11 protein-coding genes and 2 pseudogenes are annotated in these 14,664 nt (G+C 72.4%); 5 read left to right on the top strand and 8 right to left on the bottom strand.

Going from position 1 to position 14,664, the window contains the following annotated elements; translation table 11 throughout:
- On the bottom strand, positions 1–3,171 hold a 3,171-nt coding region (locus ACJ73U_RS41480; protein ID WP_407783263.1), incomplete at its 3' end, for a S8 family peptidase.
- A gap of 129 nt (positions 3,172–3,300) precedes the next feature.
- Positions 3,301–4,161 carry a 4-hydroxy-tetrahydrodipicolinate synthase gene (dapA, locus tag ACJ73U_RS41475; protein WP_407783262.1) on the bottom strand — a complete coding sequence of 287 codons (861 nt, stop codon included), beginning with the start codon at positions 4,159–4,161 and terminating at the stop codon, positions 3,301–3,303.
- A 71-nt stretch (positions 4,162–4,232) separates the two neighbouring features.
- Here dapA and ACJ73U_RS41470 point away from each other — a divergent pair, with 71 nt between their 5' ends.
- The gene (locus ACJ73U_RS41470) at positions 4,233–5,162 is read left to right on the top strand and encodes a LysR family transcriptional regulator (protein ID WP_407783261.1); all 930 of its coding nucleotides are present in this window, start codon (positions 4,233–4,235) and stop codon (positions 5,160–5,162) included.
- A gap of 555 nt (positions 5,163–5,717) precedes the next feature.
- Positions 5,718–5,876: a hypothetical protein gene (locus ACJ73U_RS41465; protein WP_407783264.1), complete on the top strand. Its 159-nt coding sequence runs from the start codon at positions 5,718–5,720 to the stop codon at positions 5,874–5,876.
- Between the two features lie 68 nt (positions 5,877–5,944).
- Here ACJ73U_RS41465 and ACJ73U_RS41460 read toward each other — a convergent pair.
- From ACJ73U_RS41460 to ACJ73U_RS41440, 5 genes and pseudogenes are all read right to left on the bottom strand, one after another.
- A pseudogene (locus tag ACJ73U_RS41460) lies at positions 5,945–6,046 on the bottom strand (CoA ester lyase); the annotation flags it as partial.
- Positions 6,043–6,831, bottom strand: a complete 789-nt coding sequence (locus ACJ73U_RS41455; RefSeq protein WP_407783260.1) for a MaoC family dehydratase N-terminal domain-containing protein — start codon at positions 6,829–6,831, stop codon at positions 6,043–6,045. The pseudogene ACJ73U_RS41460 and the gene ACJ73U_RS41455, both read right to left, overlap by 4 nt.
- The gene (locus ACJ73U_RS41450; RefSeq protein ID WP_407783259.1) at positions 6,828–7,955 is read right to left on the bottom strand and encodes a CaiB/BaiF CoA transferase family protein; all 1,128 of its coding nucleotides are present in this window, start codon (positions 7,953–7,955) and stop codon (positions 6,828–6,830) included. Before ACJ73U_RS41450 ends, ACJ73U_RS41455 begins: the two co-directional genes overlap by 4 nt.
- Positions 7,952–9,091, bottom strand: a complete 1,140-nt coding sequence (locus ACJ73U_RS41445) for an acyl-CoA dehydrogenase family protein (protein ID WP_407783258.1) — start codon at positions 9,089–9,091, stop codon at positions 7,952–7,954. The genes ACJ73U_RS41450 and ACJ73U_RS41445 overlap by 4 nt, the downstream gene beginning before the upstream one ends.
- Positions 9,092–9,179: 88 nt before the next feature.
- A complete protein-coding gene (locus ACJ73U_RS41440; RefSeq protein WP_407783257.1) occupies positions 9,180–10,070 on the bottom strand; it encodes a DUF4349 domain-containing protein in 891 nt (296 codons plus the stop codon).
- 432 nt (positions 10,071–10,502) lie between these two features.
- On the opposite strand from ACJ73U_RS41440, the gene ACJ73U_RS41435 reads away from it, so the two are divergent.
- A complete protein-coding gene (locus tag ACJ73U_RS41435; protein WP_407783256.1) occupies positions 10,503–12,191 on the top strand; it encodes an L-lactate permease in 1,689 nt (562 codons plus the stop codon).
- Positions 12,192–12,261: 70 nt separating this feature from the next.
- On the opposite strand, the pseudogene ACJ73U_RS41430 reads toward ACJ73U_RS41435, so the two are convergent.
- A pseudogene (locus tag ACJ73U_RS41430) lies at positions 12,262–13,359 on the bottom strand (aminotransferase class V-fold PLP-dependent enzyme); the annotation flags it as partial.
- A 62-nt stretch (positions 13,360–13,421) separates the two neighbouring features.
- On the opposite strand from ACJ73U_RS41430, the gene ACJ73U_RS41425 reads away from it, so the two are divergent.
- The gene (locus ACJ73U_RS41425) at positions 13,422–14,366 is read left to right on the top strand and encodes an SRPBCC family protein (RefSeq protein ID WP_407783255.1); all 945 of its coding nucleotides are present in this window, start codon (positions 13,422–13,424) and stop codon (positions 14,364–14,366) included.
- The coding region (locus tag ACJ73U_RS41420) for an alcohol dehydrogenase catalytic domain-containing protein (RefSeq protein ID WP_407783254.1) at positions 14,363–14,664 on the top strand (302 nt) is incomplete at its 3' end. The genes ACJ73U_RS41425 and ACJ73U_RS41420, both read left to right, overlap by 4 nt.

Below are 14,664 nucleotides of genomic sequence, written 5' to 3'. Positions count from 1 at the left end.
GTTGCCGTCGGGGTCGCTGATGCTCGAGCGCAGCGACACGAACACCGCGCCCGTCGGGTGGTCGACCACCGCCCGCCAGCCGCCGCGGGTGCGGTCCACCTTCGCCGCTCGCCAGGTCTTCCCGTCGTCGTAGGACACGTCGACGGTCGGGGTGCCCACCGGACCGACCTCGTCGCTCCCGTTGCGCTGCACGTACACCGGGATCGTGAACCGCCTGCCCGCCGGGGCCGCGTTGTGGCCGTCGAGGTCCGGCGCGAACCGGACGGCCAGCAGCGGCAGGAGCGCGGGCTCCTCGCCCGGCACGTGCGCCGACGTGAACGTCCACTCCGCGCTGACCTGAGTGGACAGTGCGGCGTAGGAGGACCGGTCGGCGGACGTGCGCAGGGTGTACCGCGCCTGTCCGGGATCGACCGTGAACAGGCCGACCCCGGCACCCGGGAACTCGCCGACGACCACGCCGTCGCGCAGCAGCGTCGTCGTGCCGTCGGCGTTGGCGGAGCCGGCCCGGCCCTGGCCCTGGTCGGTGAACAGCGGCAGCGCGAACCGGACCTGGTCACCCTGCCGCGCCGCGAAGTACCACGGACCCGACGAGCCGTTGGGCAGCGCGGGGTTGAACACGCCCACGTTCCACCGCTCCGTCGTGGTGCGGCCGCGCGGGAAGCTGCGCTCCCGGATCTGGTCGACCACCGAGACGAAGTCGAAGGTCGCGGGGTCGACCATCTCGATGAACTGGCCGTCCCACGGCACGTTCGGCGTGTAGTACTCGGTCAGCGCGCCGGGCAGCGGCACGACCAGGAAGTTCTCCCGGTAGCCGACCACGCCGGGCGTCGCCGCCGCGTGCTCGGAGCGCACCTTCGCCAGGCCCGAGTCGGGGAAGGTCCAGTCCAGCGTCCGGGGCACCCCGCCGTCGTCGGTGTGCCGCACGCTGTAGAGGTACGGGCTGCCGTCGAAGGACGTGCCGTTCCACTCCCCCATGCGTGCTTCGGCGGAGAAGGTGAACCGGCCCGGCGCCGAGGTGGTGGACGGCCTGAACAGGGCGGTCGTGAAGTCCTGCAGGTAGGCCGTCGTTTCGACCGCACCCCACGCCGTTCGCATCTGGTACCGCCACCGCGCGGCGCCCACCTTCGCGTTCGGCCTGTCCACGTGGAAGCCGACCGGCTTCGCCTGCCGCTCGTCGAGCACGACCTCGGTGTCGCCGTCGACCACCAGGGACGGCTCGACGAACTCGGCGGCGTCGTACCGGCCCCCGCCGATCTCGCTCTGGACGAGGCCGTCGAGGAAGAACTCGCCCTTCGGCACCCGCGTGACGACCGTGCCGGACGGGTCGTAGTCCCCGTATCCCGCGCGGTGGTTCACGTCGACGAACTCGAACCAGTACATGTCGGTCGGCGCGCCGTCGCGGTTGACGGCGTGCACGGTCACGTCGTAGCTCTCGACCTCCCGGGTCACGGCGACCGGCGTCCGCACCGACTGGCCGTCACCCGTCGCGACGACCGCGCCCTCGTACCGGCCGTCGGCCGCGTCGACGGTCGTGTCGGTCGTGACGGTCGCGCTCGCCTGCCCGCCCGCCGGGACCGTCAGCCGCGCCGGGGTGAACGTGAACATCCCTTGCGGGGCAGCGGCTCCGTCGGGACCGGTGACCGCGGCGGCGAGGTCCAGCGTGACCGGCTCGGCGCCGGAGTTGGTGTAGGTGAGGGTCTTCGCGATCGGCTGGTCGTCGTCGTGGGGCCACTGCGCGGTGCCCTCGTCGAGGCTCGCCGTCGTCGCGGACACGGTCGCGGTGACGGCCCTGGCGACGTCCACGCGGCCGGCGCCCTGGTCGAGCACGCTCACCCCGGCGGTCGGCTTCGCGCTACCCGTCAACGCGGGCTTGAGCTGGGCCGCGGTCCAGTCCGGGTGCTCGCCGGCGAGGATGGCCGCGGCACCCGCGACGTGCGGGGTGGCCATCGAGGTGCCGGACAGCCGCACGTACCCGTCCGCGGCCGGTTCGCCGATGGTGCCGTTCTTCGCCTTCGCGGCGACGATGTCCACGCCCGGCGCGGTGATGTCCGGCTTGATGCCACCGCCGTGCCGGCGGCGGCTGGAGAAGCCGGCGAGCTGGTCGTCCCGGTCGACCGCGCCGACGGTGAGCGCGGCGTCCGCGGCGCCGGGGCTCGTGACCTCGCCGCCCGTGTTGCCGGCGGCGATCACGAACAGCGTGCCGGTGTCGGCGGTGAGCTGGTCGACGGCCTGGGACATCGGGTCCGTGCCGTCGCTCGGGAACTGGCTGCCGAGGCTCATGTTGACCACCTCGGCGCCGCTGTGCGCGGCCCAGTCCATGCCGGCGATGATCCACGACTCCAGGCCGCCGCCCGAGTCGTCCAGCACCTTTCCGTTGAGCAGCTTGGCATCCGGTGCGACACCCCGGTACTTCCCGCCGGACGCCGCGCCACTGCCGGTGATGATCGAGGCGACGTGCGTGCCGTGCCCGAACCGGTCGTCGTCGGTGTCGCTGTCGGTGAAGTTCCTGGCGCCCACGACCGCGTCGGCCAGGTCCGGGTGCGTGGCGTCGATGCCGGTGTCCAGCACGGCGACCGTGGTGCCCGCACCCGTGTAGCCGGCCGCCCACGCCGCGGGCGCGCCGATCTGCGGGACGCTGTGGTCCAGGCTCGCCTGCACCGGACCGTCCAGCCACACGTGCTCCGCGTTCCGGGCCGTGGCCCAGAACGTGCCGGACCGCTCGACGGACACCGCGGCGGCGCTCATGGCCGGCAGCTCGCGGGTGACCCGCGCGCCGGCCGCCCGTGGCGTGCGCCCCTTGTAGTCGACGATCAGCGGCAGCGTGCGCCGCGACGCGTCGTCGTACCGGTCCCGCACCAGCTCGGTGACGTCGAACAGCCGCGGGTCCAGCGTGCCGCGCGCCAGCGGCGTCACCGCGTCCTCGGGGACGACGTGGATGTCGCCGTCGACGTCCTTCCGCTTGTAGAAACTGACGTGTTCACGGCCCTTCGCCGGGTGCACGACGACACCGTCCATCCCCCCGAAGACGACCTCGTCCCCCGTCACCAGGGTGACGGCCGGTCCGGGTGGCGTCCCGGCCACCGCCGGCGGCGCGGCCGCCGCGGCCGGCACGACCACCCCGGCGGCCAGTACGGCGGCGAGCAGGCCCGAGCGAGCCCCTCTGCGGATCATCAACCCCTCCAGTCACCATGCGGCGACGCATCACCGGCCGCCGCTCAACCGGTGATCAAACGGAGTTGTGCGCCGCGACGTTGCACGGGCGAGGAGTTTTCCGTGGCGGTGGGGCTCGGGGTCCGCCCGTCACCGCGCCCGCTGGCCGAGTCCCCCCGGCAGGGCCGCCAGCGCGGCGCGGACGACCTCGCTCTCCGTCTCGTCCGCCTCGACCAGGGGGAGCCGCAGGCCGCCGACGCGGTGGCCGAGCAGGTTGAGTGCCGCCTTGATCGGGATCGGGTTGGTGGTCACCGAAAGCGCCCGGTACAGCGGCCGCAGCGACTCGTCGAGCTCCGCGCACCGCTCGGGTTCGTCGACCATCCGCCGCATCAGCGGGCCCGCGACGTGGCTCGCGACCAGCACGCCGCCGCAGCCGCCGAGGTCGAGGGTGCGGGCGAAGAGGTCGTCGTTGCCCGCGTACAGGCCCAGCCCGTCGACGGGAGCCAGGCTGGCGTCGTCGGCCTGCTTGACGTAGTCGACGTGCTCGAGCTGGGCCAGCTCGGCGAGCAGGTCGTTGGGCAGGTCGACACCGGTGCGGGCCGGGACGTTGTACAGCACGACGGGCCTGCTCGCGGCCTTGGCGACGTCCGCGTAGTGCCGGACGATGCCGCGGCGGTTCGGCCGGTTGTAGTACGGCGCCACCGACAGGACGGCGTCGGCACCCAGCTCCACGGCGCGGGCGCTCAGCTCGCAGGCGTGCGCGGTGTTGTTCGAGCCGGTCGAGGCGATCACCCGCGTCCCGGCGGGGCGCTCGGTGCACGCCAGCTCGATCAGCCGGAGGTGTTCGGCGACGGTGAGCGTGGCCGGCTCGCCGGTGGTGCCGGCCACCACGACGCCGTCCGACCCGGTGTTCAGCACGTGGTGCAGAAGGGACACGAAGGCCTCCTCGTCGACGCGCAGGTGGTCGTCGAAGGGGGTCACCATCGCCGTCAGTACCGAGCCCAGAGTCATGCCCCCAGCGTGCGACCCGCCGGCCGTAAGCGCCAGTAACGAATCCTTCGGCGGGTTTGTAGTATCACTTCATGCTCGACGTGCGGCGTCTGCGGGTGTTGCTGGCGGTGGCCGAGCACGGCGGCATCGCCGCGGCGGCGCGGGCGCTGACGTTCACCCCGCCCGCCGTGTCGCAGCACGTCGCCGCGCTCGAACGGCAGCTCGGCGTGTCCCTGGTCGACCGCGGCGGACGCACCGCGCGGCTGACCGCCGCCGGTCAGCGCCTGGCCGGGCACGCGCGCCAGGTGCTCGCCGGACTGGAGGCGGCGGAGGCCGACATGGCCCATCTGGGTGACGGCCTGCGCGGCACGGTCGCTGTGGGCACCATCGCCACCCTCGGCCAGACCCTGCTGCCCGCGGCGATGGCAGCGCTGCGCGACACGGCCCCCGAGCTGGACCTGCGCGTCGAGGAGTGCGAACCGGAGGACGGCCTGCCCGTCCTGGCGCGCGGCGACCTCGACGTCGTCCTCGGCTGCGAGTACACCCTCCTACCGGCCCGGTCCCCGGCGCACGTCGAGCGCGTCGACCTGTTCACGGAGGCCCTGCTGGTCGCCGTGCCGGCCGGCCATCGCCTCGCCGGGCCGGAGGTGGACCTGGCCGACCTGCGCGACGAGCGCTGGATCGCGCCGAGCGCCGGCAGCGCCTGCGAGACGATCCTGCGCCGGTCCTGTGCCCTGGCCGGGTACGACCCGCACGTCGTGGCGCACTGCGGTGACTTCGCGGTCGCCACCGCCCTGGTCCGGGCCGGGCACGGGATCACGTTGCTGCCCAGCGTCGCCACGCCGGGACTGGACGGCGGCGGCGTCCGGTTGCTCGGCGTCCGGTTGCTCGGCGTCCGCCGGCCCGGGGTCCATCGCACGCTCTACGCCGCCATCCGGCGGGGCACGCGCCGGCACCCGCTGGTGGGCTGCCTGCTCAACGCCGTGACCACCGCCGCGGAGCGGTACGCGGCACCGTCCTGACCCGACCGGTCGCCTGCGCTTGCGGTGCACTCCCCACCGTGGCGAGGACGTCCCTCATGGAGCTTGTCGGGGCGCTGCCGGAGTTCGTCGTCGCGGTCGTGCTGATCTCCGCATCGCGACGGGCCGCGGTGCGCGGGTTCGCGGGTGCGGTGCCGACGGTGCCAGCGGGTGGTTTCGGCGGTCCTCGGTCCGCCGCCGGCTCGACGCGGTCAGCGGCACCGTGCTCGTCGCGCTCGGCGTGCGGATGGCCACGGAAAGCAGGTGATCGCGGGTTTACCGGGCATTTGTGCGGGCACCGCTAGTACATTAGAGTGCAGTACAGGACAAATGCCGTGTCGCCGGATAATAACCGACCATAATTCTCGTCGAAGGCGTGAACTTTTGCAGTTCACCACGGCAGATCAGGAACAACGAACAATCCATTTGTCAAATATCGAAGGGCTCTTGTTTCCCTCTCCAAGTCCTCTGTCGGCCCCCCTCGCGCGGCTCTAGCGTGTGGTAGTCCCACATTCTTCAGGAGAGAGCCGGTTCGCGTGGGCTCGAGGAGGGAAAGAAATGATAGTTGCGATACCCGTCGGAGCTTTCGTCAAACTCGTCCTGGCGCTGACAGTGGCGCTTGTCGTGATCCTCATGCTCCTGATCGGGAGCACCACGGACACCACGCCGAGCCGGCACAGCGTGCCGTCGACCGTGGACATCCGCGCCGACCGGTGACGGCGCGGGCAGTGCGACCGGATTTCCGGGACACTGAGCGCTAGCCCGAACCTCGATCCGGTCCGCGGCTCCAGCACCACCACGTCGGCGCCGCTGGCCGCGGCCCCGGCGAAGCGGTCCGGGTGATGTCCCGGCACGAACAGGAACGTCCTCGCGGCCGCGATGTTCATGCGCTCTTCAGCGTGCCCGTCGCGGTCTGCCGGCCGTGCACGTCCCGCACGGCGGTGGTGCCGTTCCGGGCGCTCACGACCATGCCCTGGTGGTCGAACAGGGGCGCGACGAGCCGGTACTCGAAGAGCCCGTCGCCGCAACCGCCCTGTGCGCGGGCGGCTTCGGCCATGGCCAGCGCCTGCAGCGGGCCGTGGGTGAGCAGTCCCGGATAGCCCTCGACGTCGCGGGCGTAGTCGCGGTCGTAGTGGATGCGGTGGGCGTTGTAGGTGAGGGCGGAGAAGCGGAACAGCAGTGTCGGGGTGACCTCGACGGACCACTCGTCGTCGGCGGGTGGGACCACCGGACCGTGCGCCGGCAGCGACAGCGGGGTCGGCCGCCGGTAGACGATGTCCTGCCGCTCGTCGACCACCGTCTGTCCTCTTTGGACGACCTGGTGCCGGACCACGACGAAGGTCAGCGCCCCGGAACGGCCCTGCTTGTCCCGTACCGACAGGACGGTCGAGCGCCGCGTGGCCGGTTCGCCGCACCGCAGCGGCCCACGCGTGGTGACCCGACCGCCCGCCCACATGCGGCGGCGGCCGGGCGCGGGCGGCGCGGGCACGGCGCCGCGGACCGGGTGGCCGTCCGGGCCGAGGTCCGCCTGGGACGGCCGGTCGAGCAGGTAGACCCAGTGCCACAGCGGCGGAAGCGCGTCGAGGTCCGGGGTTTCGACGCCGAGCAGCGCGGCCAGCGCCCGCGCCGGCTCGGGTCCCAGGAACTCGGTGCGCTCGACCACGTCGGTCACTTCGCCACCTCCGTACGGATCTTCTCGTTGTGCTCACCGAGCGCGGGCACGGCACCCATCACCGGTTCCTGTCCCGCGATGTCGACGGGTGGGAGCAGCGCGTCCACCGTGCCGCCGGGCGTGTCGACCGGGCGCCAGCGGTCGCGGGCGGCCAGCTGCGGGTGGCGGGTGAACTCCTCGGGCGTGCGCAGGGTGGCGTTGGCGATGCCGTTGCGTTCGAGGAGCTCGACGACGCCCTCGGCGTCCTGGCCGGCGAACACCTCCTCGATGATGCTCGTCAGCTCGTCCCGGTTGGACACCCGGTCGTCGTTGCTGTGGAAGCGTGGGTCGGCGGTCAGTTCCGGGCGCCCCAGCACGTCCCGGCACAGGACCGCCCACTCGCGTTCGTTCTGGATGCCGAGGAACACCTCGCCGTCCCGGGTCCGGTGTGGACCGTAGGGGGCGATCGACGGGTGCGCGGCGCCGGTGCGGCGCGGCGGTTCGTCGCCGTAGCGGGAGAAGTAGGCCGGCTGGCTCATCCACTCCCCCAGCGCGTCGAGCATCGCCACGTGCACGGTGGCGCCCTCGCCGGTGCGCTCGCGGTGGTACAGCGCGGTCAGGATGCCGCTGTAGGCGTACATCCCGGTCGCGATGTCGGCGATCGAGACGCCCGCCTTCGCCGGCGCGTCCGGGGTGCCGGTGGACATGACCAGCCCGGTCTCGCACTGCACCAACAGGTCGTAGGCCTTCTTCGCCCGGTACGGGCCGGTGGTGCCGTAGCCGGAGATCGAGCAGTGGATCAGCTCCGGCCGGGCCTCCCGCAGCGTGGCCGCGTCCAGGCCGAGGCGCTCGACCGCACCGGGCACCAGGTTCTGCACGAACACGTCCGCCCGCGCCAGCAACGCGTCGAGCAGCGCCCGGTCGGTCCTGATGTCGACCTCGACGCTTTCCTTGCCCCGGTTGAGCCACACGAAATAGCTGGACTGGCCGTGCACGGTGCGGTCGTAGCCGCGGGCGAAGTCGCCGACGCCGGGCCGCTCGATCTTGATGACGCGGGCGCCGAGGTCGGCGAGCTGACGGGTCGCGAAGGGCGCCGCCACGGCCTGTTCGAGGGCGACGACGGTGATGCCGGCGAGCGGGCTCATGCCGGGTACCGCCTGATCAGCTGGCGGGCGATGACGCCCCGCTGGATCTCGTTCGTGCCCTCACCGACGATCATCAGCGGCGCGTCCCGGAAGTACCGCTCCACGTCGAACTCGGTCGAGTAGCCGTAGCCGCCGTGGATCCGCACCGCGTCCAGGGCGACCTCCATCGCGGTCTCGGAGGCGAACAGCTTCGCCATGCCCGCTTCCAGGTCCGCGCGTTCACCCGAGTCGTAGCGGCGGGCCGCGTGGTGGGTGAGCTGGCGGGCCGCTTCCAGCTTGGTGGCCATGTCCGCGAGGTAGTTGCCGACCGACTGGTGCTGCCAGATCGGCTTGCCGAACGCCTCGCGCTGCTGGGCGTAGGCCAGGGCGTCGTCGAGGGCGGCCTTGGCCACCCCGGTGGCCCGGGCGGCGACCTGGATCCGGCCGATCTCCAGGCCCTTCATCATCTGCGCGAACCCCTGCCCCTCGACGCCGCCGAGGAGCGCGGTGGCGGGCACGCGGACGTCGTCGAAGGACAGCTCGCAGCTCTCCACACCCTTGTACCCCAGCTTGGGCAGGTCCCGCGAGATGTGGAAACCCTTCTCCACCAACAGGATGCTGATGCCGGCGTGCCTCGGTTCGGCGTCGGGGTCCGTCTTGCACAGCAGGGCCACCAGCCGGGACCGCCGTGCGTTGGTGATCCACGTCTTGGCCCCGTTGACCACATAGGACTCCCCGTCCCGGCGGGCGGTGGTCCGCATCGCCTGCAGGTCCGACCCGCCGCCCGGCTCGGTCAGCGCCATGGTCGCCCGGACCTCGCCGGTGGCCATCCTCGGCAGGTAGCGGTCCTGCTGCTCGCGGGTGCCGTGGGCGACCAGGAGCTTGGCGACCACGGTGTGCCCGCCCATCGCGCCGGCCAGGCTCATCCAGCCACGCGCCAGCTCCTCGGTCACCGCGGCGTAGCACTGCGCCGACACGTGCGCCCCACCCCACGGCTCGGGAATCGCGAGCCCGAAGACACCCAGCTCCTTCATCTGGTCGATCAGCTTCTCCGGGTAGGCGTTCGCGTGCTCCAACTCGCGCGCCACCGGCCGGACCTCGCGGTCGACGAACTCGGCCACAACCGCGACGATCGCCGCTTCCTCCTCGGTGAGCATGTAGCCATCATGCCCGCATCAGTGGACATGGGACGGCTCCCGCCAGTCCGAACCGATCGTGCTCGATCCGGCCGCGGACCGCACGTCCTCACGGCTGCTGGGCGACCGCCGGTCGACGGCGGCGGCGCCAGCGGAGGACCAGCGCGGCGGGCACGCCCAGCACGAACACGAACGGCAGCACGGCGCCGAGCACCCGCAACGTGACGCCGCCGGCGTCGAGGAACGCGTCCCAGCCGTCGGACAGGCCGGCGAGGAACCCGCCGCGTTCCTCCTGCTTCGGTGGGGGTGGCGCGTCGGCCTTGCTGATCCGGACGGTCACCGTGGACATGGCGACCTGGCCGCCCAGTGCCTGCCGCCGCTGCTCCAGTGACTCCAGGTCCGCCTCGCGCGTCGTCAGTTCCTGCTCGATGCGCACGATCTCGTCCACCGTGCCCGCCCTGGCCAGCAGCGCGCGCACCCGGTCCACGCTCGCCCGCTGGGTCGCGACCCGGCTGTCCAGGTCGACCACCTGCTCGGTGACGTCCTCCGCCGCCTGGTCCTGGGCGGTCACCCGGCCCAGCCCGCCCAGCTCGTCCAACGCCCGGTCGAACCGGTCCGACGGGATGAGCAGGGTCAGCGTCGCGGCTCCGGCGCGGACGTTCTCGCGGCCGGAGTAGCCGCCCTCGGTGGTCGCGACGTCCCGTGCGCGGCCGACGGTCCCGAGCACGTCGCGGGCCGACAGGTCCATGTTCGCGGTGCGCACCAGCAGCCGGTCGACGCCCGGTTGGCTGACGTTCTCCGCGGTGCTCGGCTTGTCCGCCCGCTCGGGCGACTTCGACCCACCGCTGCCGCTGCCGCTCCCGCTGTCACTGCCGCTGTCACTGGGCAACGCGACCGCGCCCTGCGACGACGCGCTGTCCGAGCTGTCGCTCGTGCACGCCGTGGCAAGGCCGGTCGCGACGCCCAGCATCAGTGCGAGCCCGACCAGCCTGTGGTTCATGGGTGTCCTCCCTGTGCCTCCTGGTGCAGGAGAGACGGAGGACGGGGCCGAAGCCGTTGCCCGGGCTCAGGTCACGACTCGGAGTCGGCGCCGGCGCCGCCTACGCGGCGCGACGCCCGGTCACTGGGAAGGATCGTCGTAGCGGGTGCTCTCGTCCCAGCCGGTCGGGCGCCTGTCGCGGCGGCGGTCCCGGCGGCTCCTGGCGGACTTCGTTCGCCTGCCGGGCCAGCCGGCCCACCGCCTCGCTGTGAGCCCTCTGCTCTTCCGCCACCGGCGAAACCAACCGTTCATGGCTGCCTCCTGTTCGGCATGGCCTAGAACGAACGGCGGTACTCCCGTTGTTCCGCCGGTTGGAAGCTGGATCGTGCGGTGGGGTTGTCAGCGAGGTTATGTTGATCGGAACTCCCCGTCCCTGCGATCAAAGGGGTGTTCATGTTTCTCGCCGACTATCAGCAGGACTACAGCCCCGTCTCGAACTCCCTGGGCCTCTCCTCCCTCGTCGCCATCCTGCCGCTGCTCGTGTTGTTCGTGCTGTTGGGCGTGGTCCGGTTGCGGGCGTGGCTCGCGGCGCTGGTCGCGGTGGCGGTGGCCGTCGTGCTGGCGGTCTGGGTCTACTCGATGCCGGTGCTCGACGCGCTGAACAGCGGACTCTGGGGTGCCGCCTTCGGGTTCTTCCCGATCATGTGGATCGTCATCAACGCGATCTGGATCTACAACCTCACCGTCGAGACCGGGCACTTCGACGTCCTGCGCCGGTCGTTCGCCTCCGTCAGCGACGACCAGCGGGTGCAGGCGATCATCATCGCCTTCTGTTTCGGGGCCCTGATGGAGGCGCTGGCAGGGTTCGGGACGCCGGTCGCGATCACCTCGGTCATGCTGATCGCGTTGGGGTTCCGGCCGATCAAGGCCGCCGCGCTGGCCCTGGTCGCGAACACCGCGCCGGTCGCGTTCGGTGCGCTGGCGACCCCGATCGTCACGCTCGCCGGCGTCACCGGGCTGCCGCTGGACGACCTCGGCGCGATGGTCGGCCGGCAAACCCCGGTGCTGTCGGTCCTCGTGCCGCTCGGGCTCGTGTTCATCGTGGACGGACGGCGCGGGGTGCGGCAGATGTGGCCGCCCGCCCTCCTGTGCGGGCTGGTGTTCGGCGTCTTCCAGTTCCTCGCGTCGAACTACTGGTCCATCCCGCTGGCCGACATCGTCGCGGCGCTCGCGTCGGCGTTGGCGGTGCTGCTGTTCACCCGCGTCTGGCAGCCGGCCGAGTCCTACACGGAAGCGCCGGCGGGAACCGAGCCGGGGCGGACCACCGGCGGGGGTGCGACCAGGGTCGAGACCAGGCGCGACACCCGGGCGGAGGTGTTCCGCGCCTACGCGCCCTACCTGGTGATCATCGTCGTGTTCGTGCTCGCCACGCGGGTGCCGGCGATCACCGGCAAACCACCGGCCAAGCCCGGCCAGTCCGGCACCGGGCTGGAGTCGGTCACGCGGATCGTCAACTGGCCGGGGCTGCACATCTTCAACGCCGCCGGCGACCCGGTCGCGACCACGTTCAAGCTCAACTACCTGTCCGCGGCGGGCACGCTGCTGCTGATCGCGGGCCTGCTGACGCTGCCGATCCTGGGCGTGGGCGCGGGCCGGGCGCTGCGTGCCTACGGCAGGACGCTGGACCAGCTGAAGTTCGCGATCCTGACCGTGATGCTCGTGCTGGCACTCGGGTTCATCATGAACCAGTCCGGCGAGACCACCACGCTCGGGCTGTGGGTGGCCGGCGCGGGTGGCGCCTTCGCCTTCCTGTCACCGATCCTCGGCTGGCTGGGCGTCGCCGTCACGGGTTCGGACACCTCGTCGAACTCGCTGTTCGGCGTCCTGCAGGTGACCGCGGCCCAGCACGCCAACCTCTCCGCCACGCTCATGGCGGCGGCGAACTCCTCGGGCGGCGTGCTCGGCAAGATGATCTCACCGCAGAACCTGGCGATCGCCTCGGCCGCGGTCGGCATGGAGGGCCGCGAGGGCGACCTGTTCCGCCGCGTGCTCGGCTGGAGCCTGGTCTTCCTGCTGTTCATGTGTGTCCTGGTGTACCTGCAGAGCACGCCGGTGCTGAACTGGATGGTGGTCGGCGGCTGACACCACCGCGACAACCGGCGCGTGAGTCATCGCCGCCGGTGGCCCTTCCCCACCCACGGCACTACCCCGCCCGCCGCCCGAGCACCTCGGCCAGCGCCGCACGGACCCGCTCGACGGCTTCGGCGCCGGTCGAGGCGTGCGGGGACAGGCGGACGTGGTCGGGGCGCACCGTCGCCGTGACCTCCGCCGTGGACAGTGCGGCCGCCACCTCCTCGGTCGGGTGGCCGGGCACGTGGAACGCCAGGATGCCGGCGCCGCGGTCGGTCGCGGAGACGATCTCGGCGCCGCAACCGCGCAGCAGCTCCGCCAGCTCGGCCACGCGGTCGGCGATCCGTCGGGCGATCACCGCCTGGCCCAGTTCCTCGGCCAGCTCCAGCGCCCGAGCCAGCGCGCCCGCGTTGACCGGGCTCAGGTTGCTCACCGACCAGGACCGGGCGTCCGGGGCGACCTCGTGGATCTCGTCGTCGAACACGGCCGGGTCGCGCACCCCGGTCCACCCCGTGAGCAGCGGGGCCAGCCGCGCCAGCGCGCGTTCCGACAGCACCGCGAAACCCGTCCCCCACCCCGCGCGCAGCCACTTCTGCCCACCGCACACCAGCACGTCGGCGGCCTCCCACGGCTCGTCCACCACGCCGACGCCCTGGATGCCGTCCACCACCAGGAGCCGGTCGCCCACGACCTCGCGCAGGGCGGCCAGGTCCGCGCGGTAGCCGGTGCGGAAGTCGACGGCGCTCACCGAGACCGCGGTCGTGCCGGGTGTCAACGCGGCCGCGACCGCCTCCGGGGTGACGCGCGGCGTGCGCAGCCGGCGCACGGTCAGCCGGCCGGCCTGCTCGGCGCGCACCCACGGGTAGGTGTTGGCCGGGAACTCCGCGGCCGACACCAGCACCTCGCCGGCCGGCACGCCGAACGCCGCGTGGAACAGGCCCTGGCTCGTGTGCGGGAGCAGGACCACCCGATCGGGGACGGCGCCGCACAGGCGCGCCACTGCCGACCGCGCCCGCTCGTCGCAGCCCATCAGGTCGTCCACCGTGGACGGTCCGGCGGTCGCCAGCCTGCCCAGCAGCGCGCCGCTCTCCTCGACCACGGCGCGTGATGGCGGGCCCACCCGCGCGAAGTCCAGGTAGCCGGGTGACTCGTCGAACTGCTCGCGCCAGATGTCCCGCACGGGGAGACAGTCAAACACGCCGAGTGGAGATAACCGCCGATAGGAGGGGTACCCACCGGGCCATGACCTCGACCATGAACAAGCCGGAACGGCTCGCTCGCGGCCTCGGGTGGTTCAGCGTGGGCCTCGGCGCCGCGCAGGTCCTCTCCCCCAGGAGGATGGACCGCGCGGTCGGCGTCCGTGACAACCCGAAGAACCGCGCCGTCATGGCCGGTGTCGGCGGCGCCCGTGAGCTGGCCGTCGGCACCGCCATCCTCTCCCGCCGGCAGCCGCGGCTCTGGCTGTGGGCCAGGGTCGCCGGCGACGTCCTCGACCTCGCGATGCTCGGCCGGGCGATGCTGCGGCCCGGCAACACACGCCGCCGGTTGGCCTTCGCCCTCGCGTCCGTCGCCGGCGTCACCGCCGCCGACATCACCGCGAGCGTGCTGCTGGGTCCCCAGAAAGGAACAACGATGGAACTGACCGCGACCACCACGGTTCGCAAGCCGGTGGCGCAGGTGTACGAGTACTGGCGCCGGCTGGAGAACCTGCCCGCCTTCATGGCGCACGTGGAAAGCATCCGGGTCACGGGCGACAGGACCAGTCACTGGCACGCCAGCGCCCCGTTCGGCCAGGACGTCGAGTGGGACGCCGAGATCACCGAGGAGGTCCCCGGGGAGCGCATCGCCTGGCGGTCCACCGGCGAGGCCGACGTGCCGAACACCGGCACCGTGCGCTTCACGACCGCGCCGGACGGGGTCGGCACCGAGGTGCACGTGGCCATGAGCTACGACATCCCGGGCGGCAAGCTCGGCAAGGCCGTCGCGAGGTACTTCGGTGAGGAGCCGCACCAGCAGCTCGACGACGACCTGCGCAGGTTCAAGCAGGTGCTCGAGACGGGCGAGGTCGTGCGGTCCGACGGCGCGCCCTGGGGCAAGCACGCGCGCAGGGAGTTCCCGCAGCGGCCCGCGCAGCCGCTGTCCAAGGAGGAGCTGGCGGAGAACCCGGCGAAGGAGGCACTGGCATGAGGGCGGTCACCTGGGCCGGACGGAACAAGGTCGAGGTCCGCGACGTGCCGGACCCGACGATCCTCAACAGCCGCGACGCGATCGTGCGCATCACGTCCACCGCGATCTGCGGCTCGGACCTGCACCTGGTGGACGGCTACGTGCCGACCATGCAGAACGGCGACATCCTCGGCCACGAGTTCATGGGCGAGGTGGTCGAGGTCGGGTCCGGCGTCGACCGGGACAAGCTGAAGGTCGGCGACCGCGGCACCGAGGTGCACGTCACGCTGAGCTACTCCGTGCCCGCCGGCAAGCTCGG

Source organism: Actinophytocola sp. (genome assembly GCF_045807065.1).
GTDB lineage: Bacteria > Actinomycetota > Actinomycetes > Mycobacteriales > Pseudonocardiaceae > Actinophytocola.
The sequence above is the reverse complement of the archived record's forward strand: the minus strand, read 5'-3'. Positions and strand labels throughout refer to the sequence as shown.

Coding starts and splice junctions, on each gene's coding strand:
- dapA (WP_407783262.1), bottom strand. CDS start 4,161: ATGACTCTGGGCTCGGTACTGACGGCGATGGTGACCCCCTTCGACGAC.
- ACJ73U_RS41470 (WP_407783261.1), top strand. CDS start 4,233: ATGCTCGACGTGCGGCGTCTGCGGGTGTTGCTGGCGGTGGCCGAGCAC.
- ACJ73U_RS41465 (WP_407783264.1), top strand. CDS start 5,718: ATGATAGTTGCGATACCCGTCGGAGCTTTCGTCAAACTCGTCCTGGCG.
- ACJ73U_RS41450 (WP_407783259.1), bottom strand. CDS start 7,955: ATGAGCCCGCTCGCCGGCATCACCGTCGTCGCCCTCGAACAGGCCGTG.
- ACJ73U_RS41445 (WP_407783258.1), bottom strand. CDS start 9,091: ATGCTCACCGAGGAGGAAGCGGCGATCGTCGCGGTTGTGGCCGAGTTC.
- ACJ73U_RS41440 (WP_407783257.1), bottom strand. CDS start 10,070: ATGAACCACAGGCTGGTCGGGCTCGCACTGATGCTGGGCGTCGCGACC.
- ACJ73U_RS41435 (WP_407783256.1), top strand. CDS start 10,503: ATGTTTCTCGCCGACTATCAGCAGGACTACAGCCCCGTCTCGAACTCC.
- ACJ73U_RS41425 (WP_407783255.1), top strand. CDS start 13,422: ATGACCTCGACCATGAACAAGCCGGAACGGCTCGCTCGCGGCCTCGGG.